The sequence below is a fragment of the Enterococcus sp. AZ079 genome (assembly GCF_050547255.1).
In the GTDB taxonomy this organism is placed as follows: Bacteria; Bacillota; Bacilli; order Lactobacillales; family Enterococcaceae; genus Enterococcus_D; species Enterococcus_D casseliflavus.
Map to the genome: position 1 here is coordinate 2,880,753 of NZ_CP172955.1, position 15,286 is coordinate 2,896,038.

The following is a 15,286-nucleotide window of genomic DNA, read 5'->3' on the forward strand; positions in this document are numbered from 1 at the left end:
GCATGCAAAGCTTCTTTAATGAATATGGCAGCCAATTGGTCACCAAAAGTCTCGAACATTTGTATATCTCCTTTGCGGCTTTGCTCTTAGGGATTCTTGTTGCTGTACCGATCGGTGTGATCTTGACCCGTTTCCCCAAAGCAGCAACGATCGTGATCGGCATCACCAGTGCGTTGCAAACCGTGCCTTCTTTGGCACTATTGGCATTGATGATCCCGATTTTAGGTGTCGGAAAAGTCCCTGCTATCGTCGCTCTTTTCATTTATTCCTTGTTGCCGATTTTGCGAAACACCTACATTGGAATGAAAAAAGTCGATTGGAATTACCGTGATGTTGCCAAAGGGATGGGGATGACCAACTTGCAGTCGATCATCAGTGTGGAATTACCACTAGCGATCCCAACGATCATGGCAGGGATCCGCTTATCGGCTGTGTATGTTTTAGCCTGGGCTACCTTGGCTTCTTACATTGGTGCCGGTGGACTTGGTGATTTGATCTTTAGCGGACTAAACAACTACCAACCGCCTTTGATTTTTGCTGGGACGATTCCAGTGACGATCTTTGCTTTATTAGCTGACTGGTTACTGGGTTTGTTAGAATACAAACTGACACCAGCTGCCTTAAGGGGGGATGCGTAATGAAAAAAACTTCAAAATTAGCGCTGTTGTTTTCCTTAGGTGTCGCTTTACTGTCCGGCTGTTCCTTTCCCGGTTTAGCCTCGACTTCTGATGAGAATACCGTGGCGATCACAGGTGGGATCACTTCCGAAGCCCAAATTCTTGGCGCAGTGGTTGCAGGTATGGTCGAACACTATACGGATAAAAACACAACCGTCATTAACAACTTAGCAACAACGACCATCAATCACCAAGCGATGATGAATGGCGATGCGTCGATCTCAGCTGCCCGCTACACAGGAACTGACTTGACCACGACGTTAGGGTTGGAGCCAGAATCTGATCCGCAAGCCGCCTTTGACAAAGTCAAATCAGAATTTGAGCAACGGTACCAACAGACTTGGTTCCCTTCTTACGGCTTTGATAACACATATGTCTTTCTTGTCAGAAAAGATACTGCCGAAGAATACGGATTGGAAAAAGTCAGTGACTTGAAAGATGTCGCAGATCAATTGGTTGCAGGGGTCGATACCGCGTGGATCACACGGGTCGGCGATGGGTACGATGGCTTCCAGAAAGCCTATGGGTTCTCTTTCCAAAATATCCTACCGATGCAGATCGGTCTCGTCTATGATGCTGTTGATAACGGAAAAATGGATATCGTTTTAGGGTACTCAACCGACGGCCGGATCGGCAGTTACGATCTCGTGATGCTAGAAGATGATCTAAACTTCTTCCCGCCTTATGATGCCGCACCGATCGTCGATGACAAATTGTTGAAAGAAACACCTGAAATCGGCGATGCCCTGAACAAACTAGCAGGCAAAATCGATACCGAAAAAATGCAAGAATTGAATTACCAAGTGGATAATGACCTTCTAGAACCAACGGTAGTTGCCGAACGTTTCTTAGAAGAAAATAATTACTTCGAAGGAGAGTGACGAAATGGCAGACATGAATTTATTCCAACAATTTCTTTTCTATTTTCAAGAAAATGGCGGCTATGTTTTTGCTCAGTTCATTCGTCACTTCTTGATTTCAATCTACGGGGTACTTTTTGCCTCGATCGTCGGGATTCCAATCGGGATCTTGATTTCTAAAAAAATGCGTTTGGCAGATTGGGTGATTCGTTTCGCCAATATCATCCAGACGATTCCATCTTTAGCGATGATCTCGATTTTAATGATCGGCATGGGCTTAGGTGTGAATGTCGTGATTTTAACGATTTTCCTTTATTCTTTGTTACCGATCATCAAAAATACCTATACTGGCATGCGCCAAGTCGACCGCAATACGTTAGATGTCGGCAAAGGGATGGGGATGACTAGCTGGCAGCGATTGTATATGATCGAATTGCCATTGTCTGTTTCGGTGATCATGGCAGGGATTCGAAACGCCTTAGTCGTGGCGATCGGTATCACCGCTATTGGCGCTTTCGTTGGTGCTGGTGGACTGGGGGACATCATCATCCGTGGAACCAATGCGACGGATGGTGCATCGATCATCTTAGCCGGTGCTTTACCAACTGCCTTGATGGCGATCATTACGGATCTTGGATTGAGCTTTATTGAACGCCGCTTAGATCCAGCCAGCCGTACTTCACGCTAAACTTATTTGGAAAAAGCAAAAACCGTTGTGACCATTTATTGGTCGCAACGGCTTTTTTGGTTCGGTCATTTTTCAGGAAAGTATCGCTTCAGCCGCTTCCCTTCTTAGGGTTAACGCCCTGCTCTTTTTTTCTATTTATCCATTCCATATACTTCGACTTCATAGATTCGGGCTGCTGAGTCTGCTCCTTGTGTTGGTTTATCAATACTGATTTTTACATATTGCACCTTCTTGACGGCAAACGTATTGGTGCTAGTGCCAGCTTCATTTTTCAACGTTCGTGAAACTGGCTCATAGTCTTTGCCGTCTTCACTGACGAGCACCGTATACGCCCGCGTATTCATGTCTGGGCCTTCTCCACCAGCTTCCGCATGGGCGAGGCGTACTTCACTGACCGTTTGCGGTCGACCGAGATCGATCATCAACTCATGAGGCGCATTGCCTGTCGCACACCACTTCGTACTCAAATCACCATCGAGGGCAAAAGCTGGTGCTTCGGCATCATTGACAAACGATGAAGCAGTTGCTTCGGCATCTTTTGAAAGCAGCATTAACTCTTTTGGCGCATCAGCAGAAATCGTGATCAATCCCGCCATTTCCAGAGGGGTCTCTCCTGCTTCGTTTTTGGCAACAAGCGTGACTTTGTAGGTACCTGGTTCCGAATAGGTCACTTGGGGATTTTCTTCTGTACTGCTGGTGATATCGCCGCCTTCAAACGTCCATTCAAATGCTTCGGCATTCGCAGATGAGGTATTCGTGAAGGTGATCGTTTCCCCCGGTGCCGCTAAGGTTTTAGAGGCTGTAAAGGCTGCTTTTGGCAGCTGATTGTTCGGCCAAGTGATCTCCACCGTATCGGATAGCTTGCCGCGATTGCCATAGCGATCCACTGCCACCACCGCGAACTTGGTTTTCGTCCCTTTTGGTCGTTCAACGGCATTCAAATAGTGGTTGGTTGCTGGCGTAGCTGCTAAGAAAGAGCGTGAGCCGTCATCGTTCAATTGGTAGACCTCATAAACCGCAGCTGTCTTGTCCTTGGCAGCTTCCCACGTTAAACGGACACCCGCATAGTTGCCCTCTTCTTCATCAAAGAGCACATCCTCAACCGTCAATGCTTCGGCAGCGAATTTCTCCGCTTTCTGATCTCCGATCGTTAATTGCCCTAGATTCAACTCATAGACATCACTGGTATCTTTCGTGGTTATGTCATAACCGATCGCTGTCACTTCCCCTTTGATGTCTTTCAATGAGTAAGTGATCGTCGTCCAGTCTGTTGCGACCTCTTTGTCTCCTTTGATCGTTTGTGTTGAACCATCAGCTAAAGTCACGACCAAATCAAGAGCTGTCGGTACCGTTGCTTTGACAGTCGTCGTCAGCTTCGTCTTTTTCGTCACAGGAAATGCTATCTGATACAATGCCATGTGACTGGTACTGCCTTTTGTCATCTGTCCACGTAGTTTCAGTGCATTTCCGCCATTATAGGCCTCCGCATAATTGATTGATACAGCCAAATCATTGTCTTTTCCATGGTCAAAGACCCAACGATAGGTCGGCAAAACAGCTTGCAAACTTCGGTTGTTCCAATTGCGGCTGGACACTTTTTCTCCCTCGATAAAATAGTTGTAGCCATTCCCCAAACTAAAATTCGTCACAAAAGGCAGCTCTGTGATAGCGGTCTGTTCCAGGGCATACGTGGAGATCCCAGGCCACTCTGTCGCTTCTGGCAGCTGGCTTTCCCGAGGATCGCCCGTGTTATTGACCCAAAAAGCATTCTCTTTGCTTTGGAAATCATCCGGCGTACTAGCAGAAGAATAGGTCCAGCTAGGCACATACAGGCCCAATGAGGTATAAGGAACGCCTTTTTCATCCGTAAACAGATCCCAGCGCACAGGCGTTGAATAGCCATTTTCTTGTACATCGATCCCAGCAAAAAGATCGTAAGGATCGACACCGATTTCACGGGCTTTTTCATTGGAGGCCTTCAACAGCTCTTTGTCCGCCAGTTTGTCAGTGGTCCACCAGAAATTCAAGAACATACTATCTGCCAATGGGTTCATCTCTGCATCCACCAAATAGGCTTTGTTCTTATCCGTCAAAGCGTTTTGCCAATCCATTTTCCCATCACTCGTCATGGAATCATACCACATGATCTCTAAATGCTCGTCGGCTTGTTCTTTGAATTGGGCGATCAATTCTTGCATCGCTTTGGCGTGGCTTTCATTTAGTCCTTTACCATCAGCCCCCGATTGTTCGACACCTTCCGCTGCATCATCAAAACTAGTGACCGCCGTATCGGTTTCTTGATTGATGAACCAGCCATCAAAGCCATACGTATTGGCAACTTCGATCATCTTTTCTACGATCGGAAAATTGCCATCCTCATCCTTAGCTAAAAACGTATCTAGCCATTCCAGTTTCCCACCATGGGCAGTTTGCGGAAAGAAGATCGTTCCTAAAACCGGCACGCCATTCCTATGAGCAGCATCTGTCACATCAGGACTTGGTGGTACGATGATCCCTTCACCAGAAGAGCCGCCCCAATAAACCAATTGATCGATGTATTGCCAATAAGAAAAGACATTGGCATCAAAGGTATTGATCCCACGTGGTGCATTGCCGCTCGTACTGCTATTCATGATCGAAAGCGCCACGACTTTGTTTTCTGCCGTTTGCGTGTCATTCATCTTCGGCAACGTCTCTTTAGCTGCCCGCTGCGCTAATGGAACAACGCTGGTATTGTATTTCGCATCTGGATCTTTTTCAAAAGACCATGCCAACAAATCCTCTGGGAACCAATAAGACGACTCCGGTTGATTGTCCATCGCTTTTTCCAACGTACTTTTGGCTGTTTCTTGGTAAACGACTTTTCCAGTTGTCTTCGCCTCACTTTGGGTGCAGCCGCCGATTGCCATTGCCGCTGCTAACACCAACAAAGATGCGCCAACTTTACTGATTTTCCTTGTCACACTTCTTCCTCCTTGTTTTACATAAATCCGCCAACATTCCTACACTAAAACGATAACGCTTTCAAAGGTCGGAATATAGGAACAAATTAAAGAAATCATGCAACAAATCCAAGAAGGTTGAGTTTAGAAAAAAAAGAGCCTCCTTTTAGGGAAGCTCTTGGTCAACTAGCTAAAAAATCAGCTCTTCACACTTCATTCATAATGTGTCCATGCAGAATAAATTTCCACAACTTTATTTTCCTCATCAACTTTGTAAACCATTCGATGTTGCCTATTCAGCCTACGTGAATATCTGCCTTCATGTGTAGATCTCAGCTTTTCAAAAGACTGCGTGGGCATATATGGATCTTCCTTCAAGGCCTGAATCACTTCTTCAAACTGTTTTTTTAAATTCGATTGTTTGATTTTCCTTAGATCCACTTTCGCAGAGTTTTTGATTGTGACCGTATCACTCCTCATCAAAGAGCTTGCCAATCAATATCATCGATATCCGTAAAGCCACTGTCGTCTTTTTCGCGGTCTCGTACCTTTTCTAGAGTACCTGTTTGCTCAAGAAAAAGGGTTTCTTGAATCGCTCTCCAGTCTCCTAGCCCAATCAACACCGCATTGTTTCCACTTCGATCACTAATAATCTCAATTTCAGTATGGTTTTCATTTACATCTTTCAATAACTGATAAAAATTTTTACGAGCAGTGCTAGGATTCATCGTTGTTTTAGCCATTGCCACTCCTCCTTTTCTTGATATAATTATAGCGTACCTGATTGAGTACATCAAAAATACAATAACGTACTCATATACAGCGAACTTTCCCCGTTATTTTTACATAGAAAAAAAGAGCCTCCTTTTAGGGAAGCTCTTTGGCCCTGCTTACTTCTTACTCCTTTCCAACGAGCGGCAGCCAAACGCGCATTTCGCCTATGCCCCGATTGCCCCATAAATGGTATGGGATCAGTTGCCACGTACGAGGTATGACCGTTTCCGCTCGTTCTTCGTAAAGGGTTGTTCCCGACCATTCTTCGCTTTGGTAGCCTTTGATCGCCAAACGTAAAGTAGTTGGCAACAACGTATCCTCTTTCGAAAAGGTCGCCTCCAGCGCCTGGGGGTCGATGCGGCAACGCCAGAGTGCTTGACCATTGTCGGCTTCTTCTATGCAATACACGAAGGGGCCACGTTGCAATGCGACTTGATTGATGTCTTGAATAACTTGAGGATTCGCACGCAAGATTTGCAATGGTTGTTCAAAACGGATATTGGCCGTCACGTTTTCGACTGCCTCAAAGATGATTGCCTCGTTCGTCTCCAGCCATTCGTGTCCACTATCGATTTGAAACTTACTTAGTCCGTTAGGTTTGTGGATGATGAGCGTCTTTGGAATGCCTTGATAGCGAATCGTGAGGTCCTCTGTAAAAGGAAACCCGCCCGTTTGTTCAAACGTAAATTGATCAGGTTCTTCTAAACGGCTTGCTACAAATAAATTCACGTAAAGCTTCTCTTGATCGCAAGTGTAAACCAAGCGCTGCAGCGAAGCGACCATCCGCGCAAAATTCGGCGGACAACACGCACAACCGAGCCAATCGGGTCGTTGGGCTTTGACGTGACCTTTGCCAGGATTTTCTTGATCTCGTTGGGGATTGACCTCCAAAGGATTCACGTAGAAAAAGTGTTTGCCGTCAATTGCCGCACCAGAAAGGACGCTATTATACAACGCTCGTTCCATCGTCGCTAAATATTTTGGTTCATTGGTTAGTTTGAACAGCTCAAAAGAAAATTGGACCAATGCAATGGCTGCACAGGTTTCACAATACATCGTATCATTTGGCAAATCATAGGGACCGACAAAGGCTTCCCCGTGAACGGTTGAGCCGACGCCACCGGTCACATACATTTTCTTACAGGCGATGTCTTCCCAAATCGCTTCACAAGCATCGCTTAATGCTTGATCTTGGGTATGCTGGGCGACTTTTGCCATCCCGCTTGCCATATACAGCATTCGTACCGCATGACCTTTGGCTTCATGCTGCTTTTTAGGTTGATCGTAGGCTTGTAAATAGGTGAGGTCTACCCTTGGCGTTTCATCCGATAAGCCATCCGCTTGGTTTTTCAAGATTTCTTTTTCGTAAAAGGCAGGATCTTCCCCACGTACTTCAAGAAAGAAATCAGCTAATGTCAAATAGGTTTGTTTACCGGTGTATTCATACAAACGCACCAGAGCCAATTCGATCTCTTGATGGCCATCAGCACCTTGAATTTTTCCAGGCTCCCGCCCAAAATACGTGCAAATATTGGCGATATTTTTCTCTGCCACGGTCAGTAATTTATCCTTGCCTGTTGCTTGATCATAAGCGATAGCCGCTTCGACTAGATGCCCGGCACAATAAAGTTCATGACTGAAATACAGCTGACGGTATTTTAACTTCGGTCGGGTCAATTGAAAGAAGGTATTTAAGTAGCCATCCGCTTCTTGTGCAGCAGCAACTAAGTCAATCACTTCATCTACTATCTTTTCCAATTGCGGATCGCTAGTATTCAACAAGCTATACCCAGCCGACTCGATCCATTTGTAGACATCACTATCTTGGAAAAACCAGCCAAAATGTTCCCCTTCCATTTGCCCTGCAGCGATGCGAAAATTCGCCAATGCATGGCTTTTCCCAGCTGGCAAATTGGGATCTTCCCGTTCTGCTTGAACATCTACATCGATTTCATCATTTAGGACTTGGTATTGGTAAGGAATCGTTTCTTTGCGAACAAGCTCTTGGTATCCTTGCCAAAACTCGTCCGTGAGCTGGATCTTGTTTAATGCGAATTCTTTCATTACGTTCTCCTGTTCTTTTATTTTTTTATGTTTGATCATTCGTTTCATATTTACTTCATTAATAAAAAGGCCGGATCATCTCCTGTGATATGTTGCCCTGCCTCTTCTTTGATCGTTTGCTTATATAAGAGCTGGTAGGCTTTAGGACTCATGCCTTTTTTCTGTTTAAAGGTATTGGTAAAGTGCTGCCTACTGTTGAATCCTGCTTGAGCGGCAATTTCGACGATTGGCAGCTGACTATTGCTTAGTAAAAATGCTGCCTGCTTCAGACGCTCACTGGTGAGAAAATGGTTGACCGTCACTCCCAGTTGCTCATGAAAGAGTTTATGCAAGTAGGCTTTCGTAATCCCCACAGCCGCTGCGATTTGGGAGACTTGAATATCTTCATCAAAATGCTGTTGAATATAGTTGACCGCAGCGTTCACATAGCAATTGCCCCGTTTGGTTTCTTTCGTACGTAATGAAAAGGCTAATTCCATCAGCATCCGCTTAAACAAGAGCTCGATCGTAAATTGCCGTTCAGCAGACGGTTGCTCTTGAGTATCATCGATCATTAGCAACTGCAGCAATGACTTGATCGCTTGTCCAAATTGGCGGACATCGCGACTTTTCGCGTAAGGCTCATTCAATTGTACATTTCCTTTGATGTATGCAAAAACATCACGAACACAAAGGCCGGACGGTGTCTCACTCAGAAGAAATTCAATATTCAGTAAGGTGCAGGAATCTCCTTCAACGAGTAAGGCGTGTTCCACAAACGCATTTATGAAAACGAAATCATTTCTTTCCAGAACAATTACTTGATCTTGCACCTTTATCTTACACTTCCCTTTGGTCACAAACCTGATCTCACACGCTGGGTGTTGATGTGGATCCATGGAAAAACGCTCAAGGGCAACACTATAGTATGCTGTAATCTTCGCATAGTTTGTTTCTTGTGGAAACACCATTGATCAACTCCTTTTTCATTCGTTGACGATTTCTTTCTTTTTTATTACTAGTAGACAAAACTTTCCCTCTCTTTTTTATTGCTTACTATACTATAAGAAAAACGTACTAGGAGGAAATCGATGTCTTTTTTACATTTTGCACAAACACCCCCAATGGGATGGAATTCTTGGGACTGCTATGGCGCTTCTGTAACCGAAGCAGAAGTGATCGCCCATGCTGATTTTATGGCAGAGCATTTGAAAGCTTATGGTTGGGAGTACGTCGTCGTGGATATTCAATGGAGCGAACCAGAAGCAAAGTCTACAAGGTACAATGATTTTTGTCCATTGTGTATGGACGACTATTCTCGCTTGATTCCTGCTGAGAACCGTTTCTCTTCAGCAAAAGATGGCGCTGGTTTCAAAAAACTTGGTGACTATCTGCATCAAAAAGGGCTGAAGTTTGGTATCCATATCATGCGCGGCATTCCACGACAAGCAGTTCATCAAAATACGCCGATCAAAGGAACGGATAAACGGGCACGGGACATTGCTATGAATTCAATCTGCCCTTGGAATTCCGATATGTATGGGGTCGATGTTTCATTGCCTGAAGGACAGCTTTATTATGATTCTTTGCTCGAATTATATGCTTCTTGGGGTGTTGATTTTATAAAGGTGGATGATATCGGCGATTCGAAAATTTACGGTGATGCCCATAAAGCAGAAATCAAAGCGATTCGCCGTGCGATCGATCGATCGGGTCGAGAGATCGTCCTTTCTTTGTCTCCCGGACCAGCTGCCCTCAAAAATGGTAGTTTCTTTCAAAATCATGCCAATATGTGGCGCTTGACGGATGACTTTTGGGATCATTGGGGCGCCCTTTACGCCATGTTTGACCGAGCAGCAGAGTGGGCACCTTTCGTCCGTCCAGGTAACTGGCCTGACTGTGATATGCTGCCGTTGGGTCATATCGGCATTCGGGCAGTTGATGGTGGCGGTGGTGATAGTTGGACACGTTTTACGGAAGACGAGCAATACTTATTGATGAGTTTATGGACGATCTTCCAATCTCCATTGATGTTCGGTGGTACTTTACCAGACATCGATCCCTTTACGTTACGTTTATTGACGAATACTGAAGTCTTAGAAATGTATCGAAGAATCCATACGAAAAAAGAGTTCTATCGTGATCAAGAGTGGATCATTTGGGAGGCGTTGAGCGACACAGCCGTCTACTATGCCATTTTCAATGTTTCTGATCAAACGCAAACCATCCCAAAATCGATCGCTGCTTTACTACCAATTAAAAGCGGCACTGAGTTATGGCAACAAAAAGAACAAACAATTGCCGATGCTGAGGTTCCTACTCATGGTGTCTTGTTACTCAAAAGCCCATTACAATAGTCCTCTCAATGAAAGCAACACAATGTGCTCGGCACATTGTGTTGCTTTTCTATTCATATGGTTCTTCCCCTCTCAACAAGGTACCTACTAGTCTTACAAACAACTCACCGTAACCATTTCCAGTTACACTTCATGAATCAAGTAACTCTGTTTTCCCTCTCGTAAAAAGATTGGTAAGGAATCAATTTGTGCCTGTGCGACAATCCATTGTCCACCTTCATAGATAGTTCCATCTCGAGCATCGGTCCATTTTGCTCCTGTTGGCAAGTATACCTCACGCTCAGTAGCATTCGCTACAACGATGGGCGCTACTAGAATATCAGAACCATAGAGATACTGTGTTGTCAGTTCCCATGCCTGGTGATCCTCTGGAAATTCATAAAAAGTTGAGCGAATGACTGGCGTCCCTTTTTCATGAGCTGCGCGCATCAATTCACGCGAGTAGTCCCGCATCAATTCACGAATTCCAATAAATTTTTTCATAATCTCATAGTTCTTTTCCCCAAACGCCCATATTTCGTTAGCTGCTCCGGTTTGCTCTGTTTCTTCACCATCTGCCTTGAAGATTTTTTTATGGGGAGTACGTGAACCATGCAATCGCATGACTGGACAAAAAGTCCCATATTGAAACCAGCGGATCAATAAATCTTGAAAATCTAGACTTGTCACAGAACCACCATGAAATCCGCCGATGTCACTTGTCCACCACGGGATGCCTGCTAACCCCATTTGCATGCCAGCAACGATTTGGTTGCGTAAGTCTTGGTAAGTCGAATGAATATCGCCGGACCAAACCAATGCCCCATATCGTTGGCTGCCCGCCCAAGCACAACGAACCAATTTGATTGAATGTTCTTTTTGTGAGGAGGCTTCTCCCTCATCAAAACCACGAACATACTCACGGGGGTAAATATTGCCTTTTTGCAGCACACTCCCTACATAATAACGATAGGAATCATAGTCATACGTACCAAATTCTGGTTCAGCCTCATCCAACCAAAACAAGCGAATGCCGTTATTGACATAATTTTTTGATACTTTCTCCCAGACATAGTTTCGAGCTTTAGGATTTGTTGGATCATAAAAAATGTTATTCCCATGAAACAACATCTGCACATCAATGCCGCGATCCGTTTTGACTAATAAGCCTTTTTCTTTCATCTCTTGAAAATTCTCACTACGCGTGTCGATTTGGGGCCAGATCGATACCATTAGCTCGATTCCATATTTATCTCGTACTTCTTCTGCCATCGCCTTGGGGTCTGGAAAGAAATTTTCATCAAAGCGAAAATCACCACAGCGCGGCCAATGATAATAATCGATCACTAGTACATCAACGGGAATGTTCCGCTCTTTGTGTTCCCTAGCGATCGCCACTACTTCCGCTTGTGTCGCATAGCGAAGTTTACATTGCCAAAATCCTAGACCATATTCGGGCATCATAGGTGCCCGTCCTGTCACTTGGCTAAATTGTTCTTCGATTTGAGCTGGTGTCTCTCCAGTAGTGATCCAGTAATCCAATTGCTTCGTACTTTCGGCACGCCATTCGGTCGTATTTTTACCAAAAGAGACCGAACCGATTGCTGGATTGTGCCAAAAAAAGCCGTATCCTTTGTTTGATAAATAAAAGGGGATCGAAGCTTGTGAATTTCGATGTGCTAATTCTAAATTACACCCTTTTAGATCAAAAATATCCTGTTGATATTGCCCCATACCATAGATTTTCTCCTCATGATTGGCTTCGAAAGTAGCTTTTAGTTGAAAATCTCCTCCAATAATCGACTTAAAAAACCGCGCCTTTTTCAAGAGCGCACCGCCAGATGCTGCTTCTTTCAAAATCACTTCGCCTTTTTGATTGTAAAAAGTGATCTTGCCATAGTTGTTCCAGCCTGACTCTTTGGTGACTACTGCGTGGATTTTTCCATTACCGATAGATCCTACATCCCCCTCAATCGCAACCTCGACCTTAGAATCTTGTGTTAATAATGCACAGCAGGATAAATCTAGTTCACCAGACGGTGCTCTCACCACCCGCAAACTGTTCGTGCCCCAAGCAATAATGCGCACGACTTCATTTCCATTTTGAAATTCGAGGTAATTCTCACCTATTGAAAAAAACGACATTTTTGAACCCTCCTTTTTTTCAGTATAGCTGGATTACAGAGGGCTATCCTTCGATTTTATGGCGTGTTCTATCGTAATCATGTCATTTTTCCGATATTGTGTAGGGGTCTCACCAAACATCTTTTTGAAGCACACAGAAAAATGATTACTATTACAAAAACCGACAGCTTGAGCGATCGCCACCATGGTCAAATCAGTCTCTCGCAACAATTCTGCCGATCGGATCAAGCGATAATGATTTAGATAAGCCATTGGGGAAGTTCGAAATGATTGTTTAAAAAATCGTGTAAATTGCTCTTTACTTAAGGAAACAGAATCGGCCAAATCTTGTAATTGGATCATTTCATGATAATTACTATGAATATAAGATAAAACCATTTTTTCCCGTTTTTCTTGGAGGCGCTCGCTTGATTTTTTTGCTGGCTGGTCGGTCCCAACTTCTAATAGATATGACAAGAGTTGGATAACAATCCCTTTCAGACGTAATTCACGATAAGATGATTTCCCCATAAAGCATTGATCAAATAGTTGAAACAAGGTGAGACTTTGTTGACTTTTATCTGGAAAATCCACATAAGAAGTAACACCTTCTTGTATCAAAAAAGGATCGATTTGTTGGCTTTGAATTCTATCTGATTGTCGACTCGTGATTAATTGTTCAGAAAAAACGATACACGAAAAACGGCAGCTTTGTTGTGCGATTCGATAGGCAGTGTGTAAAGTATTGGGAGGAATCAGTACGATCGTATTTGCCTTAATCTTGCGTGAGACTCCATTAACGACTAATTCTAGCTGTCCTTGATGGACACATAAAATTTCGATTTCTTTATGCCAATGTGGCACAAAAAAGAATTCTCGCCAAACACTCACTAAATTAGGATAATATGCTAATGGGAAATCTTCCGTGCCATGGTTCGCAGCTTCATAATAAGCAAGCGCTGCAGGTTGATTTATTTTCATTGAATCACTCGCTCACTTTCCACTTTGTTAACAGTGTTTTTCGTTTAATCATAGCGTATCTACAACGATTATGTAAGCGTAATCAAAAAATAGTTTATCTGTTGATCCTTTTGACCAATTGAAACAAACAGGACAGCTACTTGACGAGCTGTCCTGTTTGTTCCCACATTCCTGTAGGACAGTTTTTCTTAGCTAAATTTGCGCGAAACCGATAAAAGCAGCCGCATTTGGTACAGGTATGATTCAATCGCAATGGACAAGTCTCACAAACAGCGATTCTCCTACTGACGATCTCCGGCGAAGCCAAGTCGCTTTCTAAAGAAAGTTGTTCTGCAATCAAGGATTCAATGTCTTCCTGTGCTGCTGCAGCAGCATCTTTCACTTCGCATCCTTTACAAGTCATGGGATCAGACTGTCAATGAGATCGTTAGAACACTCATTGCTGGCACCCGCAAGCTGACTTTGTTCTCTTCAACATCGTAAGCGGTGAAGTCTTGGATCACCACATCTTCAGGATGATCAAAATCATTGTGTGCGTTCATTTTGTCCCCCACGATATAACGAGCTTCTTTCACTTCATTGATCGCTGTTTCCAGGGAGAAGGTTAATTCTTCCGTGCCTTGTGTAGCAAAATTACAAACCGATAGATGGATCGTATCCTCTTTTTTCGAAATCGTATACGTAATGGTATCACTGCTAGTTCCATGGCTATCAATGGTTTCAGCATCTTGATGGACTTTGTACAAATCAAAGACATGATAGCTTGGGGTTTTCACCATTTGTTCGCCATCTGTCAAAATCATCGCTTGCAGGACGTTGACGGTTTGTGCGATATTTGCCATATGCACTCGCTTGGCATGTTTATGGAAAATATTCAAGGTGATCGCTGCGACCATGGCATCACGAATCGTATTTTGTTGGTATAAGAAGCCCGGATTCGTCCCAGGTTCTGCTGAGAACCAAGTGCCCCATTCATCAACAATGATTCCCACACGCTGTTCTGGGTCATACTGGTCCATGATCGCGCTGTGGCGGGTCAATAATTCATCCATGTAGGCTGCTTTTTCACAGGTCACTTGCCACTCTGCCTCATCAAATTCCAAGGCGCTCCCTTTTTCTTCCCAGCCCTGCGGATGAACGTAGTAGTGCAAGCTTAGGCCGTCCATCAACCAATGGGCGTTTTTCATCAGCGTTTCTGTCCAATGATAGTCTGCGACATTCGCTCCGCCAGCAACTTTGTAGATTTTTTTGTCACCGTATTGGCGGACATAGGTTTGATAGCGGCGATACAGATCCGCATAGTACTCTGGCCGCATATTGCCGCCGCAGCCCCAGTTTTCGTTTCCTACGCCAAAGAATTTCATTTCCCACGCATCTTCATGGCCATTTTCTCTGCGAAGATCAGCCATCGGAGAAATGCCATCCATCGTGATGTATTCCACCCATTCCGACATTTCTTGCACCGTTCCGCTGCCGACATTGCCGTTGACATACGCGTCACATTCCAGCTGCTTGATCAATTCAAAAAATTCATGGGTCCCGAAATGATTGTTTTCAGTCACGCCGCCCCAGTGAGTGTTGACCATGGTTTTGCGGTTTTCTTTAGGACCAATCCCGTCTTTCCAATGGTATTCATCGGCGAAGCAGCCGCCTGGCCAACGCAGCACAGGGATTTGAATGTTTTTCAGTGCTTCAACCACATCGATTCGCATCCCATTTTTATTTGGGATCTGCGAATCTTCTCCAACGTATAATCCTTCATAGATACAACGGCCTAGATGCTCTGCAAAATGACCGTAGATATATTTGCTAATCGTTGTTCCTGATTTTGTGTTTTGAATGTTAATCGTCATTGTTATAC

13 protein-coding genes are annotated in these 15,286 nt (G+C 44.3%); 4 read left to right on the plus strand and 9 right to left on the minus strand.

Annotation, left to right across the window (positions count from 1 at the left end; genetic code table 11):
• Window positions 1–2 precede the first annotated feature (2 nt).
• Genes IGJ15_RS13695 through IGJ15_RS13705 form a run of 3 tightly spaced genes read left to right on the plus strand, consistent with a single transcriptional unit; the run spans window position 3 to window position 2,225 of the window.
• Entirely contained in the window at window positions 3–638 is a 636-nt protein-coding gene (locus tag IGJ15_RS13695) for an ABC transporter permease (RefSeq protein ID WP_010748741.1), read from the plus strand.
• The gene (locus IGJ15_RS13700) at window positions 638–1,558 is read left to right on the plus strand and encodes an osmoprotectant ABC transporter substrate-binding protein (RefSeq protein WP_010748740.1); all 921 of its coding nucleotides are present in this window, start codon (window positions 638–640) and stop codon (window positions 1,556–1,558) included. Before IGJ15_RS13695 ends, IGJ15_RS13700 begins: the two co-directional genes overlap by 1 nt.
• Window positions 1,559–1,562: 4 nt before the next feature.
• Window positions 1,563–2,225: an ABC transporter permease gene (locus tag IGJ15_RS13705; protein WP_005227316.1), complete on the plus strand. Its 663-nt coding sequence runs from the start codon at window positions 1,563–1,565 to the stop codon at window positions 2,223–2,225.
• 131 nt (window positions 2,226–2,356) lie between these two features.
• Here IGJ15_RS13705 and IGJ15_RS13710 read toward each other — a convergent pair whose 3' ends face one another.
• The 5 genes from IGJ15_RS13710 to IGJ15_RS13730 form a co-directional block, all read right to left on the minus strand.
• Complete coding sequence (locus IGJ15_RS13710; protein ID WP_010748739.1) at window positions 2,357–5,188, minus strand: endo-beta-N-acetylglucosaminidase; 2,832 nt, start codon at window positions 5,186–5,188, stop codon at window positions 2,357–2,359.
• Window positions 5,189–5,380: 192 nt separating this feature from the next.
• On the minus strand, window positions 5,381–5,647 hold the full coding sequence (locus tag IGJ15_RS13715; RefSeq protein WP_010748738.1) for a Txe/YoeB family addiction module toxin: 267 nt from the start codon (window positions 5,645–5,647) through the stop codon (window positions 5,381–5,383).
• The gene (locus IGJ15_RS13720; protein WP_010748737.1) at window positions 5,647–5,910 is read right to left on the minus strand and encodes a type II toxin-antitoxin system Phd/YefM family antitoxin; all 264 of its coding nucleotides are present in this window, start codon (window positions 5,908–5,910) and stop codon (window positions 5,647–5,649) included. Before IGJ15_RS13720 ends, IGJ15_RS13715 begins: the two co-directional genes overlap by 1 nt.
• Before the next feature lie 154 nt (window positions 5,911–6,064).
• A complete protein-coding gene (locus IGJ15_RS13725) occupies window positions 6,065–8,005 on the minus strand; it encodes a glycoside hydrolase family 127 protein (protein ID WP_010748736.1) in 1,941 nt (646 codons plus the stop codon).
• Window positions 8,006–8,055: 50 nt separating this feature from the next.
• Window positions 8,056–8,955, minus strand: coding sequence for a helix-turn-helix domain-containing protein (locus IGJ15_RS13730; protein ID WP_010748735.1), 900 nt, complete (start codon window positions 8,953–8,955; stop codon window positions 8,056–8,058).
• A gap of 120 nt (window positions 8,956–9,075) precedes the next feature.
• On the opposite strand from IGJ15_RS13730, the gene IGJ15_RS13735 reads away from it, so the two are divergent.
• On the plus strand, window positions 9,076–10,341 hold the full coding sequence (locus tag IGJ15_RS13735) for a glycoside hydrolase family 27 protein (protein WP_010748734.1): 1,266 nt from the start codon (window positions 9,076–9,078) through the stop codon (window positions 10,339–10,341).
• Between the two features lie 123 nt (window positions 10,342–10,464).
• Here the strand turns inward: IGJ15_RS13735 and IGJ15_RS13740 are convergent, their stop codons facing one another.
• The 4 genes from IGJ15_RS13740 to IGJ15_RS13755 all read right to left on the minus strand — a co-directional run bounded on the left by IGJ15_RS13740 (window position 10,465) and on the right by IGJ15_RS13755 (window position 15,278).
• Window positions 10,465–12,465 (minus strand): glycoside hydrolase family 31 protein, encoded by a 2,001-nt coding sequence (locus tag IGJ15_RS13740; RefSeq protein WP_430599159.1) that lies wholly within the window; start codon window positions 12,463–12,465, stop codon window positions 10,465–10,467.
• A 33-nt stretch (window positions 12,466–12,498) separates the two neighbouring features.
• Complete coding sequence (locus IGJ15_RS13745; protein ID WP_010748732.1) at window positions 12,499–13,425, minus strand: AraC family transcriptional regulator; 927 nt, start codon at window positions 13,423–13,425, stop codon at window positions 12,499–12,501.
• A 136-nt stretch (window positions 13,426–13,561) separates the two neighbouring features.
• On the minus strand, window positions 13,562–13,828 hold the full coding sequence (locus IGJ15_RS13750) for a DUF6171 family protein (RefSeq protein WP_034695322.1): 267 nt from the start codon (window positions 13,826–13,828) through the stop codon (window positions 13,562–13,564).
• A 4-nt stretch (window positions 13,829–13,832) separates the two neighbouring features.
• Window positions 13,833–15,278: an alpha-N-arabinofuranosidase gene (locus IGJ15_RS13755; RefSeq protein WP_010748730.1), complete on the minus strand. Its 1,446-nt coding sequence runs from the start codon at window positions 15,276–15,278 to the stop codon at window positions 13,833–13,835.
• Window positions 15,279–15,286 lie beyond the last annotated feature (8 nt).

Excerpts from the sequence above, each read along its gene's own strand:
- IGJ15_RS13695 (WP_010748741.1), top strand. The coding sequence starts at position 3 with ATGCAAAGCTTCTTTAATGAATATGGCAGCCAATTGGTCACCAAAAGT.
- IGJ15_RS13700 (WP_010748740.1), top strand. The coding sequence starts at position 638 with ATGAAAAAAACTTCAAAATTAGCGCTGTTGTTTTCCTTAGGTGTCGCT.
- IGJ15_RS13705 (WP_005227316.1), top strand. The coding sequence starts at position 1,563 with ATGGCAGACATGAATTTATTCCAACAATTTCTTTTCTATTTTCAAGAA.
- IGJ15_RS13715 (WP_010748738.1), bottom strand. The coding sequence starts at position 5,647 with ATGAGGAGTGATACGGTCACAATCAAAAACTCTGCGAAAGTGGATCTA.
- IGJ15_RS13720 (WP_010748737.1), bottom strand. The coding sequence starts at position 5,910 with ATGGCTAAAACAACGATGAATCCTAGCACTGCTCGTAAAAATTTTTAT.
- IGJ15_RS13725 (WP_010748736.1), bottom strand. The coding sequence starts at position 8,005 with ATGAAAGAATTCGCATTAAACAAGATCCAGCTCACGGACGAGTTTTGG.
- IGJ15_RS13730 (WP_010748735.1), bottom strand. The coding sequence starts at position 8,955 with ATGGTGTTTCCACAAGAAACAAACTATGCGAAGATTACAGCATACTAT.
- IGJ15_RS13735 (WP_010748734.1), top strand. The coding sequence starts at position 9,076 with ATGTCTTTTTTACATTTTGCACAAACACCCCCAATGGGATGGAATTCT.
- IGJ15_RS13740 (WP_430599159.1), bottom strand. The coding sequence starts at position 12,465 with ATGTCGTTTTTTTCAATAGGTGAGAATTACCTCGAATTTCAAAATGGA.
- IGJ15_RS13745 (WP_010748732.1), bottom strand. The coding sequence starts at position 13,425 with ATGAAAATAAATCAACCTGCAGCGCTTGCTTATTATGAAGCTGCGAAC.
- IGJ15_RS13750 (WP_034695322.1), bottom strand. The coding sequence starts at position 13,828 with ATGACTTGTAAAGGATGCGAAGTGAAAGATGCTGCTGCAGCAGCACAG.
- IGJ15_RS13755 (WP_010748730.1), bottom strand. The coding sequence starts at position 15,278 with ATGACGATTAACATTCAAAACACAAAATCAGGAACAACGATTAGCAAA.